The following is a 15,908-nucleotide window of genomic DNA, read 5'->3' on the forward strand; positions in this document are numbered from 1 at the left end:
CAGGGCCTAGGTTCGCGCAGCCTCGGCCAGCAGCCAATCTCGGAAGGTCGTCAGCCTTGGCAAGCTGGCGCATTCCGGACGATAGACGACGTAGTAAGCCAGCTCCGATGCAACGCTGATCTCTGGGAACAGTCGAATCAGACGGCCGCTCGCCAAGTCATCACGCGCCATGACACTCCGTGCAAGGGCGACACCGTGTCCTTCGACCGCAGCCTGCAGGACGGCGGCGGAGTTGTTGATCTGCATGCCTCTGAGCGTGGTCGTGTCCGTCACGCCCGCCTTCTGCATCCAGGTCTCCCAAGTCGGGAAGCCAGAGTGGTTATCCATCGAGAGATCGTGGATCAACATCTCCCGTACCAGGTCATTGGGCTTCTGCAGACGCCAGTGCTCTCGCAGCAATTGCGGCGAGCACACCGGGTAAATCTCTTCATCCATCATCTTCTCGGCGGCCAGCCCTGGCCACTTGCCCGTGCCATAGCGCACACCGATGTCGATTTTCTGAGCAACAAAGTCCACCGGTTTGAGGTTGGTGTCCAGCCGCACATCCGTATCAGGGCAAATCACCTGGAAGCGGTCGATGCGCGGCAGCAGCCACTTCGCAGCGAAGGCCGGGCTCACGGCCACGGTCAGCATTCCACTGATCGATCCCTCCTGAAGCCGTTCCATCCCCAGGGTCAGCCTGTCGAAGCCAGCTCGGATATCCGGCAGAGCGCGTTCGGCAGCCTCCGTTGCGATCAGCCGCGCTTTGCCGCTGGTACTGCGGACAAACAAAGGGGTGCCCAGCCAATCCTCGAGTGTGCGTACGAGCTGGCCAACCGCTGCCGGCGTGACATGAAGCTCGGCTGCTGCTGCAGAAAAGCTCTGATGGCGGGCACTGGCTTCGAATGCGCGCAACGCGTTGAGGTGTACGGGAGCCTTCATATCGATAAAGAATTTCTTTAGTGGACAGACACTTTAACTCGTTTGTTGGCGGATTTGGAAGCGAGGAAGATTCGCTCCAAGGCCAGGGGTACTGAAGCTTAGCCACCCGAAGTCAGCGGAAAGTTTTTGGATTTTAGCTGAGATGGAAAGTTTTTCTTCCCGCTCTTCAGATTCCAGATACCTCACGTTGGACTGGCCCATAGGGCTCGAACTGCCTGCCGGAAACAGCGTCTTCGGCAAGTGACTCGCCCCAATACCGGTTAACCAGATACCTGCCGTGGGCAGGTGCAAAGAGGTCTCCCAATGAACAACTCATTCAACGGTAAGAAACTGCTGGTCGTCGGTGGCACCAGTGGCATGGGCCTGGAAACTGCACGCCAGTTTCTCTGCCAAGGCGGCAGCGTAGTCATCGTCGGTAACCGTCCGGAAAAAACCGAAGAGGCCCGAAAAGACCTCTCCGCTCTGGGCAACGTGACTGCTCTTACTGCAGATCTGACCAGCGAAGAAGGCCTGGCCAAACTGATCAAGACCATCAGCGAGCAGCACTCGGATATCGACATGCTGGTGAACGCTGCTGGTGTGTTCTTCCCGAAACCCTTTCTGGAGCACCAGGATGCGGACTACGACCAGTACATGAAGCTGAACAAGGCGTTCTTCTTCATCACCCAAAAGGTTGCCGCCAACCTGGTTGAGCAAAAGCGTCCAGGCGCGATCGTGAACATCGGCTCGATGTGGGCCAGGCAAGCGATCGCCGCCACCCCGTCCTCTGCCTACTCCATGGCGAAGGCAGGCCTGCATTCCCTGACCCAGCACCTGGCAATGGAGCTCGCTTCGAAAAACATCCGCGTGAATGCCGTTTCCCCGGCAGTTGTGCAGACCCCGATCTACGAAGGCTTCATCCCCAAAGCGGAAGTACATGGCGCTCTGCAGGGCTTCAACAGCTTCCACCCGATTGGCCGTGTCGGCACCCCGCAGGACGTGGCCGGCGTAGTTGCCTTCCTCCTCTCCGAGCAAGCCAGCTGGGTCACCGGCGCCATCTGGGATGTCGACGGCGGTGTCATGGCTGGTCGCAACTAGGGCCTCTCGTGACCTCACCTGCGGCCTCAACCAATCCTTGGAGAATCATCATGATGCAAGACTGGAATGCCTACCGCGAATCCTTGCTGGAACGCGTAGGCGACTATGCCAAACAGAGCCCGGACGTTATGCGTGGCCTGATGACCATCGACAATGCGGCCGTCAAGACTGGCCATCTGGAGCCGAAGATCCATGAGCTGATCGCATTGGCCGTGGCTGTCACCACGCGCTGCGATGGCTGCATTAGCGTCCACACCAAAAAGGCTGTTGAGCACGGTGCTTCCATCGAGGAAATCACCGAGGCGCTGGGCGTAGCCATTGCGCTGAATGCCGGCGCAGCACTGACCTATTCGGCGCGCGTCGTCGAGGCTTACCAGCAGCTGCCTGCCAAGCAATAAGTCGTGTCGACGAGGGGTCGGTCGCCTCTGTAGAGGTGATCGGCGTCCTCGCATTCCCGTTTGGATAATCCGTATGTTGATCAATGCCGACTTCACTCGCCCCGCAGTTGTTGCGCCACACCAATACCAGTGGGTTGCTTCGCCCCAGGCTGGTGTCGACCGCGTGATGCTGGATCGTGTCGGTGCAGAAAAAGCACGAGCCACCAGCATCGTGCGCTATGCCCCGAACTCCTTCTTCCCTAGCCACCAGCACCCTGGTGGAGAGGAGATCCTGGTGCTGTCGGGCACTTTCTCTGACGAAGGATCGGACTATCCAGCGGGTTGGTATCTGCGCAATCCGCCTGGCTCCAGCCACCGGCCGTCCAGTGCCGAGGGCACCACAATCTTCGTGAAGCTGCAGCAGATGTCTGACAGCGAGCACCAGCGTGTGCGCATCAATACCCGAGACCCGTCCAACTGGCATCGCCAGGGTTCGCGTGAGGTGTGTCCGTTGTTCGCTGACGACTCGGAACAGGTGAGCCTGCATCGTCTCGGTGCGAACGAGCTGCTCTACAACAAGCTGCTGCAAGGCTTTGAGCTACTGGTACTGGAAGGCCGCGTAACAGCGGACGGACAGACCTACGAGAGCGGCTCCTGGCTACGACTGCCTGCGGGACAACACCTGGATATCGTTGCCGGCGAACAGGGAACCACCGTTTACCTGAAAACCGGCTATCTGGTTCATCCGGAGGCAGAGGCATGACCCTGCAAACCACCCGCATTGCCATTGTTGGCGGCGGATTGAGCGGGCTGTACGCGGCCTATCTACTGCAGCACCAGGGCATCAGTGACGTTGTTGTTCTGGAGGCTCGAGATGAGCTTGGCGGGCGTATTTCATCCATCAATGCCGAGGGCCAGGCCGTCCAGCATTCATCAACGAACAGCACATTTGATCGCTTCGATCTGGGGCCTACATGGTTCTGGCCTGGCTACCAGGAAGAGCTTGATCAACTGGTCAATACGTTGGGGCTTGAGCGATTCGAACAGTTTGAAGCCGGCGACATGGTTGTCGAGCGTTCTCATGAAGGCCCAGCTGTACGCATGCGCGGTTACCTCAGCTCACCACCATCCACTCGCTTGGTCGGTGGTATGGGTGCGTTGGTCGAAGCTCTGCTTCGCAGGGTGAATCCGCAGAAAACAGTCTGCGGCCAGACCGTGCGGCGGCTTCGCAAGCATGACGACCATGTCGAAGTTGAATGCCATGCCACTAACGGCACGGTGACGACTTGGCGGGCCGAGCATGTGCTGGTGGCGTTACCGCCACGCTTGCTTGAAAGCGCCATCGACTTCGAGCCTGCCCTGCCAGGCGAACTTGCCAGGCAGTGGCGATCGACTGCGACGTGGATGGCTCCTCACGCCAAGTACATCGCGATCTATGACACGCCGTTCTGGCGAGACCAGGGGCTTTCCGGCGAAGCCCGCAGCATGCGAGGGCCTCTTGGGGAAATCCATGATGCCTCCATGCCTGGCGGCAGCCCGGCATTGTTCGGCTTCTTCGGGGTGCCAGCGAGCACACGCCGCAAGATCCCTGACGAGATGCTGCGAGCGCTCTGCCGCGAACAACTAACCCGGATGTTCGGCCCCGCAGCTGCGGCACCGAAAGCCGAATTCGTAAAGGACTGGGCGCATGACCCTTACACGGCGACGAGTACCGATGTGAATGCGATTTCCCAGCATGCAGCCGCGCCCTCCGCCATCGCCACTTCTGGGCCCTGGCATGGATGCCTGACGGGTATCGCCAGTGAGTGGTCGCCACAGTTTCCCGGATACCTGGCTGGCGCCGCAGAGGCGGCCCGCCTGGGTGTTCAGGCGCTGAATGCACTTGCCGCTGCTGAGCGCCTGCCCTATGCCAGCCAAGACGCATGCGCCTTGGCTGGATGTCTTTCGCGTTTATCACTGAAGGAGCAAGGGTCATGACAACCACCTACCGCGCCATGCAAGTCAACCGTCCAGGGGTTCTCGAGCTGGTGGAGCGTGTAACGCCAACGCCCGGCATTGGACAGGTACTGATCGAGGTCGAAGCCTGTGGCATTTGTGGCGCTGATGCCGGCGACATCGAGGGGGCCGATCCAACGCTGCAGCCTGCGCGTGTGCCTGGCCATGAGGTGGTTGGTCGAATTGCTGCGCTGGGCGAGCACGTCCCTTCGAACTGGCGGGTCGGTCAGCGGGTGGGCATCGGGCGCCTGGGCGGACATTGCAATGAGTGCAGCCAATGCCGCCAGGGAAATTTCCAGCTCTGCCAGAACCAGCCCTTCGTAGGTGCCTCGTGCGATGGTGGCTATGCCGAAATGATGATTGCCCGTGCCTCAGGGCTCGTGTCGATCCCGGATGAGTTGAATGCAGAGGAAGCCGCGCCGATTCTCTGCGCAGGTATTGCCACATTCAATGCACTGAAGAAGTCCGGAGCACAAGCCGGCGATACCGTTGCCATTCTAGGTATCGGAGGTCTTGGCCACATGGCTGTGCAGTACGCACGTCGCATGGGCTTTCGCGTGATCGCCGTTGGCCGCGGCAGCGATATCGAGCAGGACGCGATGGATCTGGGCGCCCATGCTTACATCGACGCCAACGAAGCTGATGCGGCCGAGACGCTGAGGAACATGGGCGGTGCGCACGCCATCGTAACGACCATCGGAGTTCCTGCAGCCGTCTCTGCGCTCATGCCGGGCCTGGCACCGCAAGGCCGTCTGATACTACTGGGGGCCGGCAAGGATCCGCTGCCGGTATCCTCCGGTCATCTGGTCGTAGGTGAGCGCAGCTTGCTGGGCTCGATCACCGGAACGCCTTATGAGAACGAAAAGACGCTGGATTTCAGTGTGCTGGCTGGCGTGCGCCCAAGGATTGAGGTGATGCCTTTCGAGCAAGCCAATGAGGCCTATCAGCGGATGAAGTCAGGTGACGTCAAATTCCGCATGGTCTTGACCGTCGACCGGAAACGCAACAGCTCATCCACCTCGGATGCTGGCAGCGAGCAAGAGAAGAGCGCTCAGTACCCATGACCAACACCAGTTCCAATTTTGCCCTGCAACACCACGACGCCTTGCTGCTTTCTGACAGCGAGCAGAACGAGAACATCTGGCGGCTTTCCATCGCCCAGGCGCTGGCCGGTGCCAATGCGGTAGTGGTCTACGCCACTGGAGCCATCGTGGGTGACATGCTCGCGCCTTCACCTGCACTCGCGACGCTGCCCATCTCGATTTTCGTAGTGGGTATGGCTGCCTGCATTTTCCCGATGGGCGCACTGGCTCGTCGCCATGGTCGGCGAGCAGCGTTCCTGGCGGGCACAGGCGCCGGTGTGTTCACCGGGCTGGCGGCCATGCTCGCCGTCATCATCGGTTCGTTCTGGCTGTTCTGTCTGGCTACATTCCTGGGTGGCAGCTATGCGGCAGTAGTTTTGTCATTGCGCTTCGCTGCAGCTGACGGAGTGGCATCTGGGCGACGGGCTCGTGCGCTGTCGCTGGTAATGGCAGGAGGTGTGGCTGCCGGTATGGTCGGCCCGCAACTGGTGACCTGGACGATGGATCTTTGGCCACCGTACCTGTTCGCCGCCACCTTCCTTGTACAGGCCGCCGTCGCAGCCATATCGGCTTTGATACTGCTCGGAGTGAAGTCGCCTATGCCGACCGTTGCAGCAATCGCAGGAGGCCGCTCGCTAGCATCGATCGCTCGGCAGCCGCGCTTCATCGCGGCGGTCATCTGCGGCTCTGTCTCGTACATGTTGATGAACTTCCTGATGACGGCAGCACCGCTGGCGATGCATCACTGCGGACACTCCCAGGCTTCGGCCAATCTTGGGCTGCAGTGGCACGTCATCGCCATGTATGCGCCCAGCTTCTTCACTGGCCATCTCATCACCCGCTTCGGTGCCATACGGGTCGCGACCTTGGGCCTGGCGTTGACGGGGCTTTCTGCCGCCGTTGGTTTGAGCGGCATCGAGGTCGTGCATTTCAATTGGTCTTTGATCCTGCTCGGTCTGGGATGGAATTTCGGATTCCTGGGAGCGTCGGCGCTCGTCCTGGAGTGCCATCGCCCTGAAGAAAAAACACGCGTGCAATCGCTCAATGACTTCATAGTCTTCAGCTTGATGGCGATCGGATCGTTCGCGTCTGGGGGACTGTTGTCGACATCTGGTTGGGACACCGTTCTGTGGGTATCCCTGGCGCCGCTTGCCCTGGCGTCATTGGCTCTGGCGGCGACCGTACGCAGGCGCTGAAGTAGCATTCGAATCTACGTCAGCGACGTGAACACATACACGACTTCAACAATAAGAAAGAGGTGCAAGTATGGATGCCAAGAATAGTGCTCATGACGCAGGCACAGCGAACGGACCGATGCTTGTTATCGCCATGACTACCCTCGCCATGGTGGCGTTTGCAGCCAACTCCTTGCTGACGCGAGCAGCATTCCAGACCACTGCCATCGACGCTGCATCGTTCACGGCCATCCGGGTGATTTCTGGGGCACTGACCCTGCTGATCATTGCGATGCTGCAGGGTGCAAAACTGAGGTCCAGCCGGACAGGCTGGTGGTCAGCCGTCTTGCTGTTCACCTATGTGGCTGCGTTCTCCTTTGCTTACCGCGATATCAGCACGGGCGCAGGCGCGCTGGTGCTGTTCGCCTCGGCTCAGTTGCTGATGATTTCTTACGGCTACTGCAAAGGAGAGCGCACAAGTTCAATGGGTGTCCTGATTGCTCTGGGCGGGATTGCTGCATTTCTTGCACCCTCCGCCTCGGCGCCATCGTTAGCCGCGGCTGCGCTGATGGCCGTGGCGGGTTTCGCTTGGGGTGGCTTTTCTCTAATGGGCCGCTCATCCGATTCGCCCATATCCAACACGGCGGCCAGCTTCCTGTGGGCCGTTCCCCTTGCGTTGATCCTGATGCTTGTCCGGCGCGAACAACTGAGTGTCGATACCTGGGGGATGACCTATGCAGTGCTGTCAGGCAGCTTGGCATCGGCCATTGGTTACGCGATCTGGTACTGGGTTCGTGTTCGCATGACCGCCATCAGCGCAGGTGCCGTGCAACTCTCGGTGCCGGTGCTGAGTGCAATGCTCGGTGTGCTGATCCTCAGCGAGGAAATCTCGTGGATCGGAGGAATATCGGCGCTGATCACCCTGGGCGGTGTTGCCTGGGTCACGCTGACAGCGAAGCCGGGGCAGCAGGGACGTCGTTCGACTGGCGTAGAAGAGCCGGGCCGATAGTCCCTGCAGTGCGATGCAGCCTACAGCGCAGGCGGATCAGCCTGGCTTCTCAAATTGCTTGGCCACTTTCTTTGCCAGTTCGACAAAGGCCCTCGCTGCAGCCGTTTGGTAAACCCCTTTTCGTTGCATCAGAACAGCAGTGCGTTGCAAGCGCTGCTGGTCCAGCTCGATAGCGACCAACTGCTCGTGAGCCAGGGCGATGTTGGCCGGCAACAAGGTCGAGAGCGTGGTCCTGCTGACCACTTCGATAAGCGCACTGATGGTATTGGCTTCCACTTGTACGTGAGGGCGAATGTTGTGCTGGCGGCAGTAGCTGTCGATCTGCTCACGCGTGGCGAATTCGGCGCTCAAGAGTATCAACGATTCTGAGTTCAACGCCTCCAGGCCAATACTGCCCGTCGTGGCTAGCGGATGATGCTTGCCGACCACCAGCGCGAGAGTTTCGACCAGTAGCGCTTGGGCCTCCAGGTCCAGATGATGGCCGTTGTCGAACGCAATGCCCACATCAACCTCGTCGGCCAACAACATTTCTTCCAGCGCTTCTTGAGCGATCTCTCGCAGCACCAGCGTGATGTTCGGGTACCGGCTATGGAACGCTTCAACCAGCGGGCCAACGAGGTAGCTGGTGAATGTCGGTGTTACCCCCAGCCGAAGTGATCCGCGGCTCAGATCGCCGAGGTCTTCAATGGCTCGTTTTGCCTCCTGTAGTTCCTGCGCGGCTCGCTTGGCATAGCGCAGGTACACCTCGCCGGCATCCGTCAATCGCGTGGTCCGGCCAGAGCGATCGAACAACGGTGTGCCGAGACTCTCTTCCAACTGCCGGACCTGCTGCGACAAGGCCGGTTGAGACACATGCAAGGCCGCTGCGGCACGCGTGAAACTGAGGTGGTTTGCCACTGCGATGAAGTACTGGATGTGCCGGGCAAGCATGGCTGCACCTATAAGATTATCTGATCAACCTGATCATAAATCAGACTTTTACCTTATTCAAAGTGCTGCGTAACCTTTGCTTCAACACATCGCGTCACTCAAGGAGTCAGCCATGAAAGACATCATCGACGGGTTTCTGAAGTTCCAGAAAGACGCCTATCCCGAGCGCGTCAAACTGTTCAAGGATCTGGCCAGCCAGCAGAGCCCACGTGCCCTGTTCATCTCATGCTCCGACAGCCGCCTGGTGCCGGAGCTGGTCACCCAGCGCGAACCCGGGGACCTGTTCGTCATTCGCAATGCAGGCAACATCGTGCCGTCCTACGGGCCCGAGCCTGGAGGCGTATCGGCCTCGGTCGAATATGCCGTGGCGGCCTTGCAGGTTTCCGACATCGTCATCTGCGGCCACTCCGATTGCGGCGCCATGACGGCCATCGCCACCTGCAAATGCCTGGACCACATGCCCGCAGTGGCCGGCTGGCTGCGCTACGCCGATTCCGCCCGAGTGGTTAACGAAGCCCGCAACCATTTCGGCCCGCAGGCCAAGGTCGAAGCCATGGTGCGCGAAAACGTGATCGCCCAGCTTGCCAACATCCAGACCCACCCCTCGGTGCGCCTGGCCCTGGAAGAAGGCCGCGTGACATTGCATGGCTGGATCTACGACATCGAAAGCGGGCTGATCGAGGCCTTCGATGGCAGTACCGGCACATTCGTATCCCTCGCCGACAACCCCGAAGTGCACGCCGTTTCCCATCAACCCAAGCGCGTTGCCTGAACATCTTTCAACCAAGGAGAAACACCATGATCCAATCGCAAATCAGCCAGAACGCCCGCCTTGCCCTGAGCGAAGTCATCCTGCTGGCCAAAGCCCGCAAAGACCTCTCGTTCGCCCAGATCACCGAAGGCACCGGTTTGTCCGAAGCGTTCGTCACCGCGGCACTGTTGGGCCAGCACCCGTTGCCGGCGAGCGCTGCCCAGGTGGTGGGTGACAAGCTCGGCCTCGACGCGGACGGCATTGCACTGCTGCAGACCGTGCCACTGCGCGGCAGCATCCAAAATGGTATCCCGACCGACCCGACCATCTACCGCTTTTACGAGATGTTGCAGGTGTACGGCACCACCTTGAAGGCGCTGGTTCATGAAAAGTTCGGCGACGGCATCATCAGTGCCATCAACTTCAAGCTGGACATCAAGAAAGTCGAAGACCCCGAGGGCGGCTCGCGCGCAGTGATCACCCTGGATGGCAAATACCTGCCCACCAAACCGTTCTGATTTGGCTGCAACACATGGGCTCGGCCGCAATTTTGCGGCCGAGCCATAACCTGAAGGTGATCAAAATTGAAAGCGTTGTTCGCATTGATACTCGGCGCGCTGTGCAACGTGGCGATGGCTGCTGACGTTGAGCAACAGGTCGAGCAGGTACCGGTTGAACAGTACAGCTACTCCCAGCACCTCGATGTAGCTCGTGTCATTTCCATAAGCGAGGTCCCCGATGTCTGCCAGGTAGTGCCCGCTCGCATGACGTACGAAGACTCTCAAGGCAATAAGCATGTGCTTGAGTACCGCGTGATGGGCAATGGTTGCTCGAATAACTGAGCCCGGCCTTCGCAGCGCTGCAGCACTGAACATGAGGACTGAAGTTGATGGACCTTATCTTTCGAAATGTACGCATTGACGACGCCAAGACACTGGTAGATGTGGCTGTGCAAGCAGGCAAAATCGCCGAGATCGCGCAACACATCACCACCACGGCAGGACGCGAAATCCAAGGCGACGGCAAGGTGCTTGTTGCTGGTTTTGTCGAAGGCCACCTGCACCTGGAAAAAGCCAACGTCATGCAGCGCAAGGCCAATCGTTCCGGCACCTTGAAGGAAGCGATCGCCGTCACCGCCGAACTGAAGCCCACACTGACCCGTGAGGATATCCGCGAACGTTCGATCCAGGTGCTGCGTGCATTGGTTCAAGCCGGTACCACACATGTGCGCGCCCATGCCGAGTTCGACCCCGCCCAAGGCTTCACCGGGCTCGAAGTGGTGCTGGAGTTGCGCGAGCAGTTCCGTGAGGTGATCGACATCCAGGTCGTGGCCTTTCCGCAAGAAGGCATTCTCAAGCTGCCTGGCATGCAGGCCATGATGGCCCAGGCCATGGAGATGGGGGCCGATGTGGTGGGCGGCATTCCCTACAACGACGTGTCGCCGCAGGAGCACATTGATTTCGTCTTTGACTTGGCCAAGCGCTACGGCAAAGACATCGACTTGCACCAGGACTTCGCCGATGACGCCGAGCACATGACCATCGAGTACGTGGCACGGCGAACCATTGCCGAAGGCTACCAAGGGCGGGTCTGCGTTGGGCACCTGACCAGCCTGGCCGCCGTGTCGCCAGCGCGGCAGGCAGAAATCATCGCGTTGCTGCGTGAGGCCGACATCAGCGTGATGTGCCTGCCCGCCACCGACTTGCACCTGGGCGCTCGGGGTGACAGTCACAATGTAAGACGCACCCTGACACCTGTGCGTGCGTTGCGCGACGGCGGTGTCACGGTTTGTCTGGCCACCAACAACATTCGGAACGCATTCACACCGTATGGCACAGGCGACCTGTTACACATTGCACAACTCGCCATCCCGGCGTGTCACTTGGGCGGCGCGGATGATCAGGCCACCGTTCTGTCGATGCTCACGACAAACCCGGCCAAAGCCTTGGGGTTGAAACACCACGGTTTGGCGGTGGGCAATGATGCCGACCTGGTGCTGGTCGATTGCCGAGCTGTGGCCGATGTCATTCTCGACCTGCCGACACGGTTGATGGTGCTCAAGCGCGGCAAGGTGGTGGCAACGGCTGAGCATCGCAGGTCAGTCGCATTTTGAGGGCATCTTGAAGATTTCGTGGTCAAGGAAGCCAATTTATCTGCGTGTAGAAGAGCACTGGCTGAGTTTCGGGAAGGTGGCTCTGGACCGAGAGCGGCGCTGCCTGAGTACATGTTATGGGCGCGGGTTCGCGCCAGCCTCGAGAAATGAGCAAGAGCAGCGCGATCGCAATGGCAGCTTCGGATCGAAAGCAGCCGGTCGTGATTGACCGCTTTCGACCCAAAGCTGCCGTTCGTAGATGACGGCCAACAGTCGCAGTCGGGACGTCTTGGTCTACTTCATCACGTTCACGCCCGCACCAAACTGTTAGCTCGCATCCGTACGGCAACTCACTGGCGAGCGCCATGTGAAGTGCAGCACGAGCGTGGTAAAGAAGAAGAAAGAAATACCTACAGTGACTGAGATCTTTTCAGTCATCAATAGGCCTGCTCCTGCCCCGACCACTGCTGCCATCACGAGAAAAAAAATATCGCTCTTCTGTTTGGCTGGTCGCACGAAATATCTACTTAGCATCTGCAAGTTCACTTTCGTTTCTCGCTCTCAAAAAAATTCTCGCATCACAAGCATTACCGCCAGGCCAATCATGATGGCGCCGGAAATCCTACCTACGATTCGGGCGACACTTGGACGGGTTCTCAATGCTTTATTCGCCCCGAAGCCCACCATGGAATAGACAACCGAGCAGCTCGCCGTATAAACCAGCCCCAAGGCTAAGATCTGTGCTGGAACGCCCCAAACAGCCGATTCCGACGTCCAAGGTGGCAAAAACGCCAGGAAGAATATGAATGCCTTGGGGTTCAACCCGCTGACAAGCGCACCCTGTCGGAACCAGGTGATCCAACTACCATCAATTGCCGATTCATGGTCGGCATGAGGAACAGGCGGATTGCGCAACATGCAGCACCCCAGCCATGCCAGATACAGGGCGCCCGCTACGGTGAGAATGACCATCACAATTGGATTGCTGGCAACCAGAACACCTACGCCTGCGGCGATCAAGATGGTCAATACCAGGTAGCCCGCCAACAATCCCAGTACGGATGCTCCAATTCCTCGGTTACGAATGCCCGCTGATATTGCATAAGCCCAGTCAGCGCCTGGAGTGAAAACAAAGAGAAGTGAAAAGGCCCAAAAAGCCGCTAGCGTTGACAGACTCATACTGGCTCCTGAAGGCAGGTAAAGTCGATTCGATGTACATGTTCTACTCAGAATAAGTAACGCCGCTTACGCGGTGCGCGACTAGGGTTGCGGCTTGAGCGCAAAGTGCATTGAGGGACTATTTATGGAGCGAGAGACCTTTGATCGCCTTGTCGACGGCTTTCTTCGGACCACGCAGAGCGATACCGACGAAGTCCATACTGGCTGGGTCCTCCGCAAGGAACACAGTTCTGTTCGCCTCGTCATGGCCGGTCGAGAACATGGCGGACACATAGGGGAGCATGGTCAACTCGCGCTCCAGCCCGACACGATGGGCCTTCTGGATTTGCTCAAGGCTGGCTTCGAAAATCAGCATGGGCTGGCCGGACATATTTCCGTAACAGTGGCCGTTGGCATCCACGTAGGGCTTCCCCATGATTTCGGGTGCAGCCGATGGAATGCCGGTGGCTAAAAACGCGACAACGTTCATCCTCTGCCACATGGCAAGGTCGTTGCGGACGAGGATTGCTACTTTGGTGTCGAACATTGCGTACTCCTTCAAAACTGAACAGTGATGATGGAGTCGATGGCAGGCTTCAGTCTGTTAGATTTGTGCACAACCGCTGATAAGCAGCCGGAGTGAGGCGGTAAGCGCGCCGGAACCACACACCCATGTGGCTCTGATCAGAGAAGCCGACTTCTGCGGCCACCTCTGCTGCGGGCTTTCCAGCGGCCAGTAATGCCCGAGCTGCGCGTAACCTGAGCCTGATCAGATAAGCATGCGGCGTTTGGCCATAGGTCCGCTTGAACTGCCGTGTAAGCCTGAAGCGGTCGATGCCGGTATAGCTGGCAAGCTCATCCAGGCTGACATCAGTCGCCATAAGCACATGGAGAAAGTCTCTGGCTCTTTCCATAACCGGAGCGGACTCAGCCTTGTCCGATTGGGATGGTCGAAGGTGCTTGGAGAGAGCCTCCATGAGGTTATCGAGGCTCTCATCTCTGGCCAGGCGGCCTTCATTTTGATGGACAGCCAGAAACGCACGTTGAATGACATCCCGCAACTGTACGTCGTCGGTCAACGTATTGCGGAAGGTCGCGCCAAGTGATGATGCATCTCCCACACCCAGGCGATCTGTCATGTCAGACACCCACCGCTGAGGAAGGTAAAGCATGCCGTAGGTGAAGCCCTCAGGCTCAGGTGCGAACCCGTCATGCAAGGCACCGGGCTCGATCAACATTGACCTGCCAGGTGTACTGGTATGCGTCGAGCGATTGCAACTGAAACGCTGTACACCTTGATGAGTCACGCCGACCAACATCTCATCATGATCATGAGGGTCGTAGGCATGACCTTGGAAATGGGCGTGCACACTCTCAATCCCCGTCTCATTGTCGCGGCGGATGTTGATCCAGTCACTTCCGATTTGGCTATCGGAGAGATGAGTCATGTGCGTACCCATGTTCCAGTCATCAATGCAGGGCCAGTCACCCAGGCAGCCATTCTACCCCCTCATTGATGTACTGGTTACTCAGCGTATTGAGCAATGCCGTTGCCGAACGACCAGTTCTCTTTTTTGACTTCCACCAAGCTGATGAAAACGTCCTCAAGGCGTACTCCCGCCTGCTCATTCAGACCCGTGGCGATGGCCTTATAGAGCAATTTCTTTTGCTCGGTCGTTCGGCCTTCGTTGAGCGTGATCTGGATGAACACCTGTCCGTCCGAACGCTGGATACCCAGATATTGCGGATCGTTCACCATGCGGTTGCCATCGTGCTCGGTGAGTACCTGAAAGTTGTCGTGCTCGGGAACGCCGATCGTGCCTCGCATAGCCTGGTACACGATTCTGCCCAATAGCTGGACCTGCTCTGGATCGGTGTGCCTTCTGATGTCGATACGAACCAACGGCATGGACTGGTCTCCTGCTGATTGCCACAAGCGTGGGCAGTGACGTCTGCGGCGATGGACATGGCAAGGGAAAAACGTGATTTGCCAAAATAAGATAGTAACCATAATCTATTTTGACAAGAGAGCGTTAACCGAACGAGCGCATTTCCCCTATCGAATGGAGCCAACAATGGAAGAACCCATCTACCTCGAAGATTTGACCGTAGGCGATGTATTCCTCAGCGACCATTACACCCTGGATGCCGAGCAGATCATCCGCTATGCGAGGGAATTTGATCCCCAAGCTTTTCATCTGGATCACGAGGCTGCGAAGGACACTTTCTTTCAGGGCCTTGCCGCAAGCGGATGGCAGACCGCAGGCATCACGATGCGGTTACTGGTAGCGAGCCTGCCGCTTGCACGGGGGATAATTGGTGCAGGAGCGGAAATGGCATGGCCTCAAGCGACACGCCCTGGAGACGTGTTGCGCGTTACCAGTACAATTCTCAGCATTACGCCATCTCGATCAAAGCCAGATCGGGGAATTGTGGTGGTTGAATGCATCACTTCCAATCAGAGGAACGAGATCTTGCAACGAATGGTGACCAAGATCTTGAGCTTCAAAAAGTAGGGTGACACCGTGGGACGCTCATCGCAGTCCAAAGCCAAAGAGAATCGAGCGCTGATAGTTCAAACAGCCTCACGTATGTTCCGTGAGGCTGGAGTCGAGGGCGTCTCAGTAGCTCAAATCATGGCCGCCAATGGCATGACCGTGGGCGGTTTCTACAAACATTTCGACTCTAAAGATGCCTTGATTGCCGAAGCGTTCTGCACGGCATTCGAGCAATCTGTTGAAGCTTGGGACGATGTGTTCCAGCGAGCGGATGCAGCGGCTGAAAACCGGGCAGCTGCTCTGGTTCGTCAGTATCTTCGCAATAGCTCTGCCAAAAATCGTTGTCCGCTTTTGGCCTTTGCCTCAGGTGTATCTACTGGGGAGGTGAGTCAGTTAGGTGCTGAAGCTTACGAGACTGGTGCAAAGCGTCTGCTGGATAAGTTCTTGGATGAAAGAGCTGATGACAGAGTCGATTTAGCCCAGCCGAAAGATGTCGACAGCGAAGGTTTGGTGATTTTTGCTGCCATGATTGGGGCGCGGTTGCTGGCTCAATCAGTAGGGCAAAGCCTATGGATTGAAGCGATGGAGGCTGCTATCAACCAAGCGGCCACAAGACATCGGAAGCCTGATTAAATCCTGTCAGCCCAATCGCTGCTGTGTTTAACGTGACCGTCTGCCATGGGTCGAAAGTAGCCATTCACGACCGGCAGCTAACGACCCGAAGCAGACGCGGCAAGAAAAGGGCCCTGTTGGCGCGACGCGCATTCTGTGGGAGCGGGTTTATCGGGACGCCGAACCGCCGCGAAGCAGGCGCCGCGGTGGATGGCACCGGCTGTGCCGGTG

At 58.2% G+C, this 15,908-nt stretch carries 19 protein-coding genes; 13 read left to right on the plus strand and 6 right to left on the minus strand.

Annotated features, from left to right (window positions below; genetic code table 11):
• Positions 1-6: 6 nt before the first annotated feature.
• Positions 7-921 (minus strand): transcriptional regulator GcvA, encoded by a 915-nt coding sequence (gene gcvA, locus F6X61_RS09915; RefSeq protein WP_153786477.1) that lies wholly within the window; start codon positions 919-921, stop codon positions 7-9.
• A gap of 303 nt (positions 922-1,224) precedes the next feature.
• Between gcvA and F6X61_RS09920 the strand changes: the two genes are divergently transcribed.
• The 7 genes from F6X61_RS09920 to F6X61_RS09950 all read left to right on the plus strand — a co-directional run bounded on the left by F6X61_RS09920 (position 1,225) and on the right by F6X61_RS09950 (position 7,636).
• Positions 1,225-1,998, plus strand: coding sequence for an SDR family NAD(P)-dependent oxidoreductase (locus F6X61_RS09920; RefSeq protein ID WP_153786478.1), 774 nt, complete (start codon positions 1,225-1,227; stop codon positions 1,996-1,998).
• A 53-nt stretch (positions 1,999-2,051) separates the two neighbouring features.
• Complete coding sequence (locus F6X61_RS09925; RefSeq protein ID WP_218575535.1) at positions 2,052-2,396, plus strand: carboxymuconolactone decarboxylase family protein; 345 nt, start codon at positions 2,052-2,054, stop codon at positions 2,394-2,396.
• A gap of 73 nt (positions 2,397-2,469) precedes the next feature.
• The gene (locus tag F6X61_RS09930) at positions 2,470-3,138 is read left to right on the plus strand and encodes a cupin domain-containing protein (RefSeq protein WP_153786480.1); all 669 of its coding nucleotides are present in this window, start codon (positions 2,470-2,472) and stop codon (positions 3,136-3,138) included.
• Positions 3,135-4,352 (plus strand): FAD-dependent oxidoreductase, encoded by a 1,218-nt coding sequence (locus tag F6X61_RS09935; RefSeq protein ID WP_153786481.1) that lies wholly within the window; start codon positions 3,135-3,137, stop codon positions 4,350-4,352. The genes F6X61_RS09930 and F6X61_RS09935 overlap by 4 nt, the downstream gene beginning before the upstream one ends.
• Positions 4,349-5,434 carry an alcohol dehydrogenase gene (locus F6X61_RS09940; RefSeq protein ID WP_153786482.1) on the plus strand — a complete coding sequence of 362 codons (1,086 nt, stop codon included), beginning with the start codon at positions 4,349-4,351 and terminating at the stop codon, positions 5,432-5,434. Before F6X61_RS09935 ends, F6X61_RS09940 begins: the two co-directional genes overlap by 4 nt.
• The gene (locus tag F6X61_RS09945; RefSeq protein ID WP_153786483.1) at positions 5,431-6,648 is read left to right on the plus strand and encodes an MFS transporter; all 1,218 of its coding nucleotides are present in this window, start codon (positions 5,431-5,433) and stop codon (positions 6,646-6,648) included. Before F6X61_RS09940 ends, F6X61_RS09945 begins: the two co-directional genes overlap by 4 nt.
• Before the next feature lie 70 nt (positions 6,649-6,718).
• Positions 6,719-7,636: a DMT family transporter gene (locus tag F6X61_RS09950; RefSeq protein WP_256671345.1), complete on the plus strand. Its 918-nt coding sequence runs from the start codon at positions 6,719-6,721 to the stop codon at positions 7,634-7,636.
• 36 nt (positions 7,637-7,672) lie between these two features.
• On the opposite strand, the gene cynR is transcribed toward F6X61_RS09950, so the two are convergent.
• Positions 7,673-8,566 carry a transcriptional regulator CynR gene (cynR, locus tag F6X61_RS09955; protein WP_153786484.1) on the minus strand — a complete coding sequence of 298 codons (894 nt, stop codon included), beginning with the start codon at positions 8,564-8,566 and terminating at the stop codon, positions 7,673-7,675.
• 112 nt (positions 8,567-8,678) lie between these two features.
• On the opposite strand from cynR, the gene F6X61_RS09960 reads away from it, so the two are divergent.
• The 4 genes from F6X61_RS09960 to F6X61_RS09975 all read left to right on the plus strand — a co-directional run bounded on the left by F6X61_RS09960 (position 8,679) and on the right by F6X61_RS09975 (position 11,430).
• On the plus strand, positions 8,679-9,338 hold the full coding sequence (locus F6X61_RS09960; protein WP_110993676.1) for a carbonic anhydrase: 660 nt from the start codon (positions 8,679-8,681) through the stop codon (positions 9,336-9,338).
• 26 nt (positions 9,339-9,364) lie between these two features.
• Positions 9,365-9,835: a cyanase gene (gene cynS / locus F6X61_RS09965; RefSeq protein WP_153786485.1), complete on the plus strand. Its 471-nt coding sequence runs from the start codon at positions 9,365-9,367 to the stop codon at positions 9,833-9,835.
• A 66-nt stretch (positions 9,836-9,901) separates the two neighbouring features.
• Positions 9,902-10,159: a DUF2790 domain-containing protein gene (locus F6X61_RS09970; protein WP_153786486.1), complete on the plus strand. Its 258-nt coding sequence runs from the start codon at positions 9,902-9,904 to the stop codon at positions 10,157-10,159.
• Between the two features lie 47 nt (positions 10,160-10,206).
• Positions 10,207-11,430, plus strand: a complete 1,224-nt coding sequence (locus tag F6X61_RS09975) for an amidohydrolase family protein (protein WP_153786487.1) — start codon at positions 10,207-10,209, stop codon at positions 11,428-11,430.
• Positions 11,431-11,970: 540 nt separating this feature from the next.
• Here F6X61_RS09975 and F6X61_RS09980 read toward each other — a convergent pair.
• The 4 genes from F6X61_RS09980 to F6X61_RS09995 form a co-directional block, all read right to left on the minus strand.
• Positions 11,971-12,588, minus strand: a complete 618-nt coding sequence (locus F6X61_RS09980) for a LysE family translocator (RefSeq protein ID WP_153786488.1) — start codon at positions 12,586-12,588, stop codon at positions 11,971-11,973.
• A gap of 118 nt (positions 12,589-12,706) precedes the next feature.
• Positions 12,707-13,114, minus strand: coding sequence for a DUF2000 domain-containing protein (locus F6X61_RS09985; RefSeq protein WP_153786489.1), 408 nt, complete (start codon positions 13,112-13,114; stop codon positions 12,707-12,709).
• A gap of 49 nt (positions 13,115-13,163) precedes the next feature.
• Positions 13,164-14,015, minus strand: a complete 852-nt coding sequence (locus F6X61_RS09990; protein WP_153786490.1) for an AraC family transcriptional regulator — start codon at positions 14,013-14,015, stop codon at positions 13,164-13,166.
• Between the two features lie 77 nt (positions 14,016-14,092).
• Positions 14,093-14,476, minus strand: a complete 384-nt coding sequence (locus F6X61_RS09995; protein WP_153786491.1) for a tautomerase family protein — start codon at positions 14,474-14,476, stop codon at positions 14,093-14,095.
• Positions 14,477-14,642: 166 nt separating this feature from the next.
• Here F6X61_RS09995 and F6X61_RS10000 point away from each other — a divergent pair, with 166 nt between their 5' ends.
• Together F6X61_RS10000 and F6X61_RS10005 are read left to right on the plus strand one after the other, a co-directional pair.
• Positions 14,643-15,083: a MaoC family dehydratase gene (locus tag F6X61_RS10000; protein ID WP_218575534.1), complete on the plus strand. Its 441-nt coding sequence runs from the start codon at positions 14,643-14,645 to the stop codon at positions 15,081-15,083.
• A 9-nt stretch (positions 15,084-15,092) separates the two neighbouring features.
• On the plus strand, positions 15,093-15,698 hold the full coding sequence (locus F6X61_RS10005; protein WP_153786492.1) for a TetR/AcrR family transcriptional regulator: 606 nt from the start codon (positions 15,093-15,095) through the stop codon (positions 15,696-15,698).
• Positions 15,699-15,908 lie beyond the last annotated feature (210 nt).

The organism is Pseudomonas sp. EMN2 (assembly GCF_009650555.1).
Classification (GTDB): domain Bacteria; phylum Pseudomonadota; class Gammaproteobacteria; order Pseudomonadales; family Pseudomonadaceae; genus Aquipseudomonas; species Aquipseudomonas sichuanensis.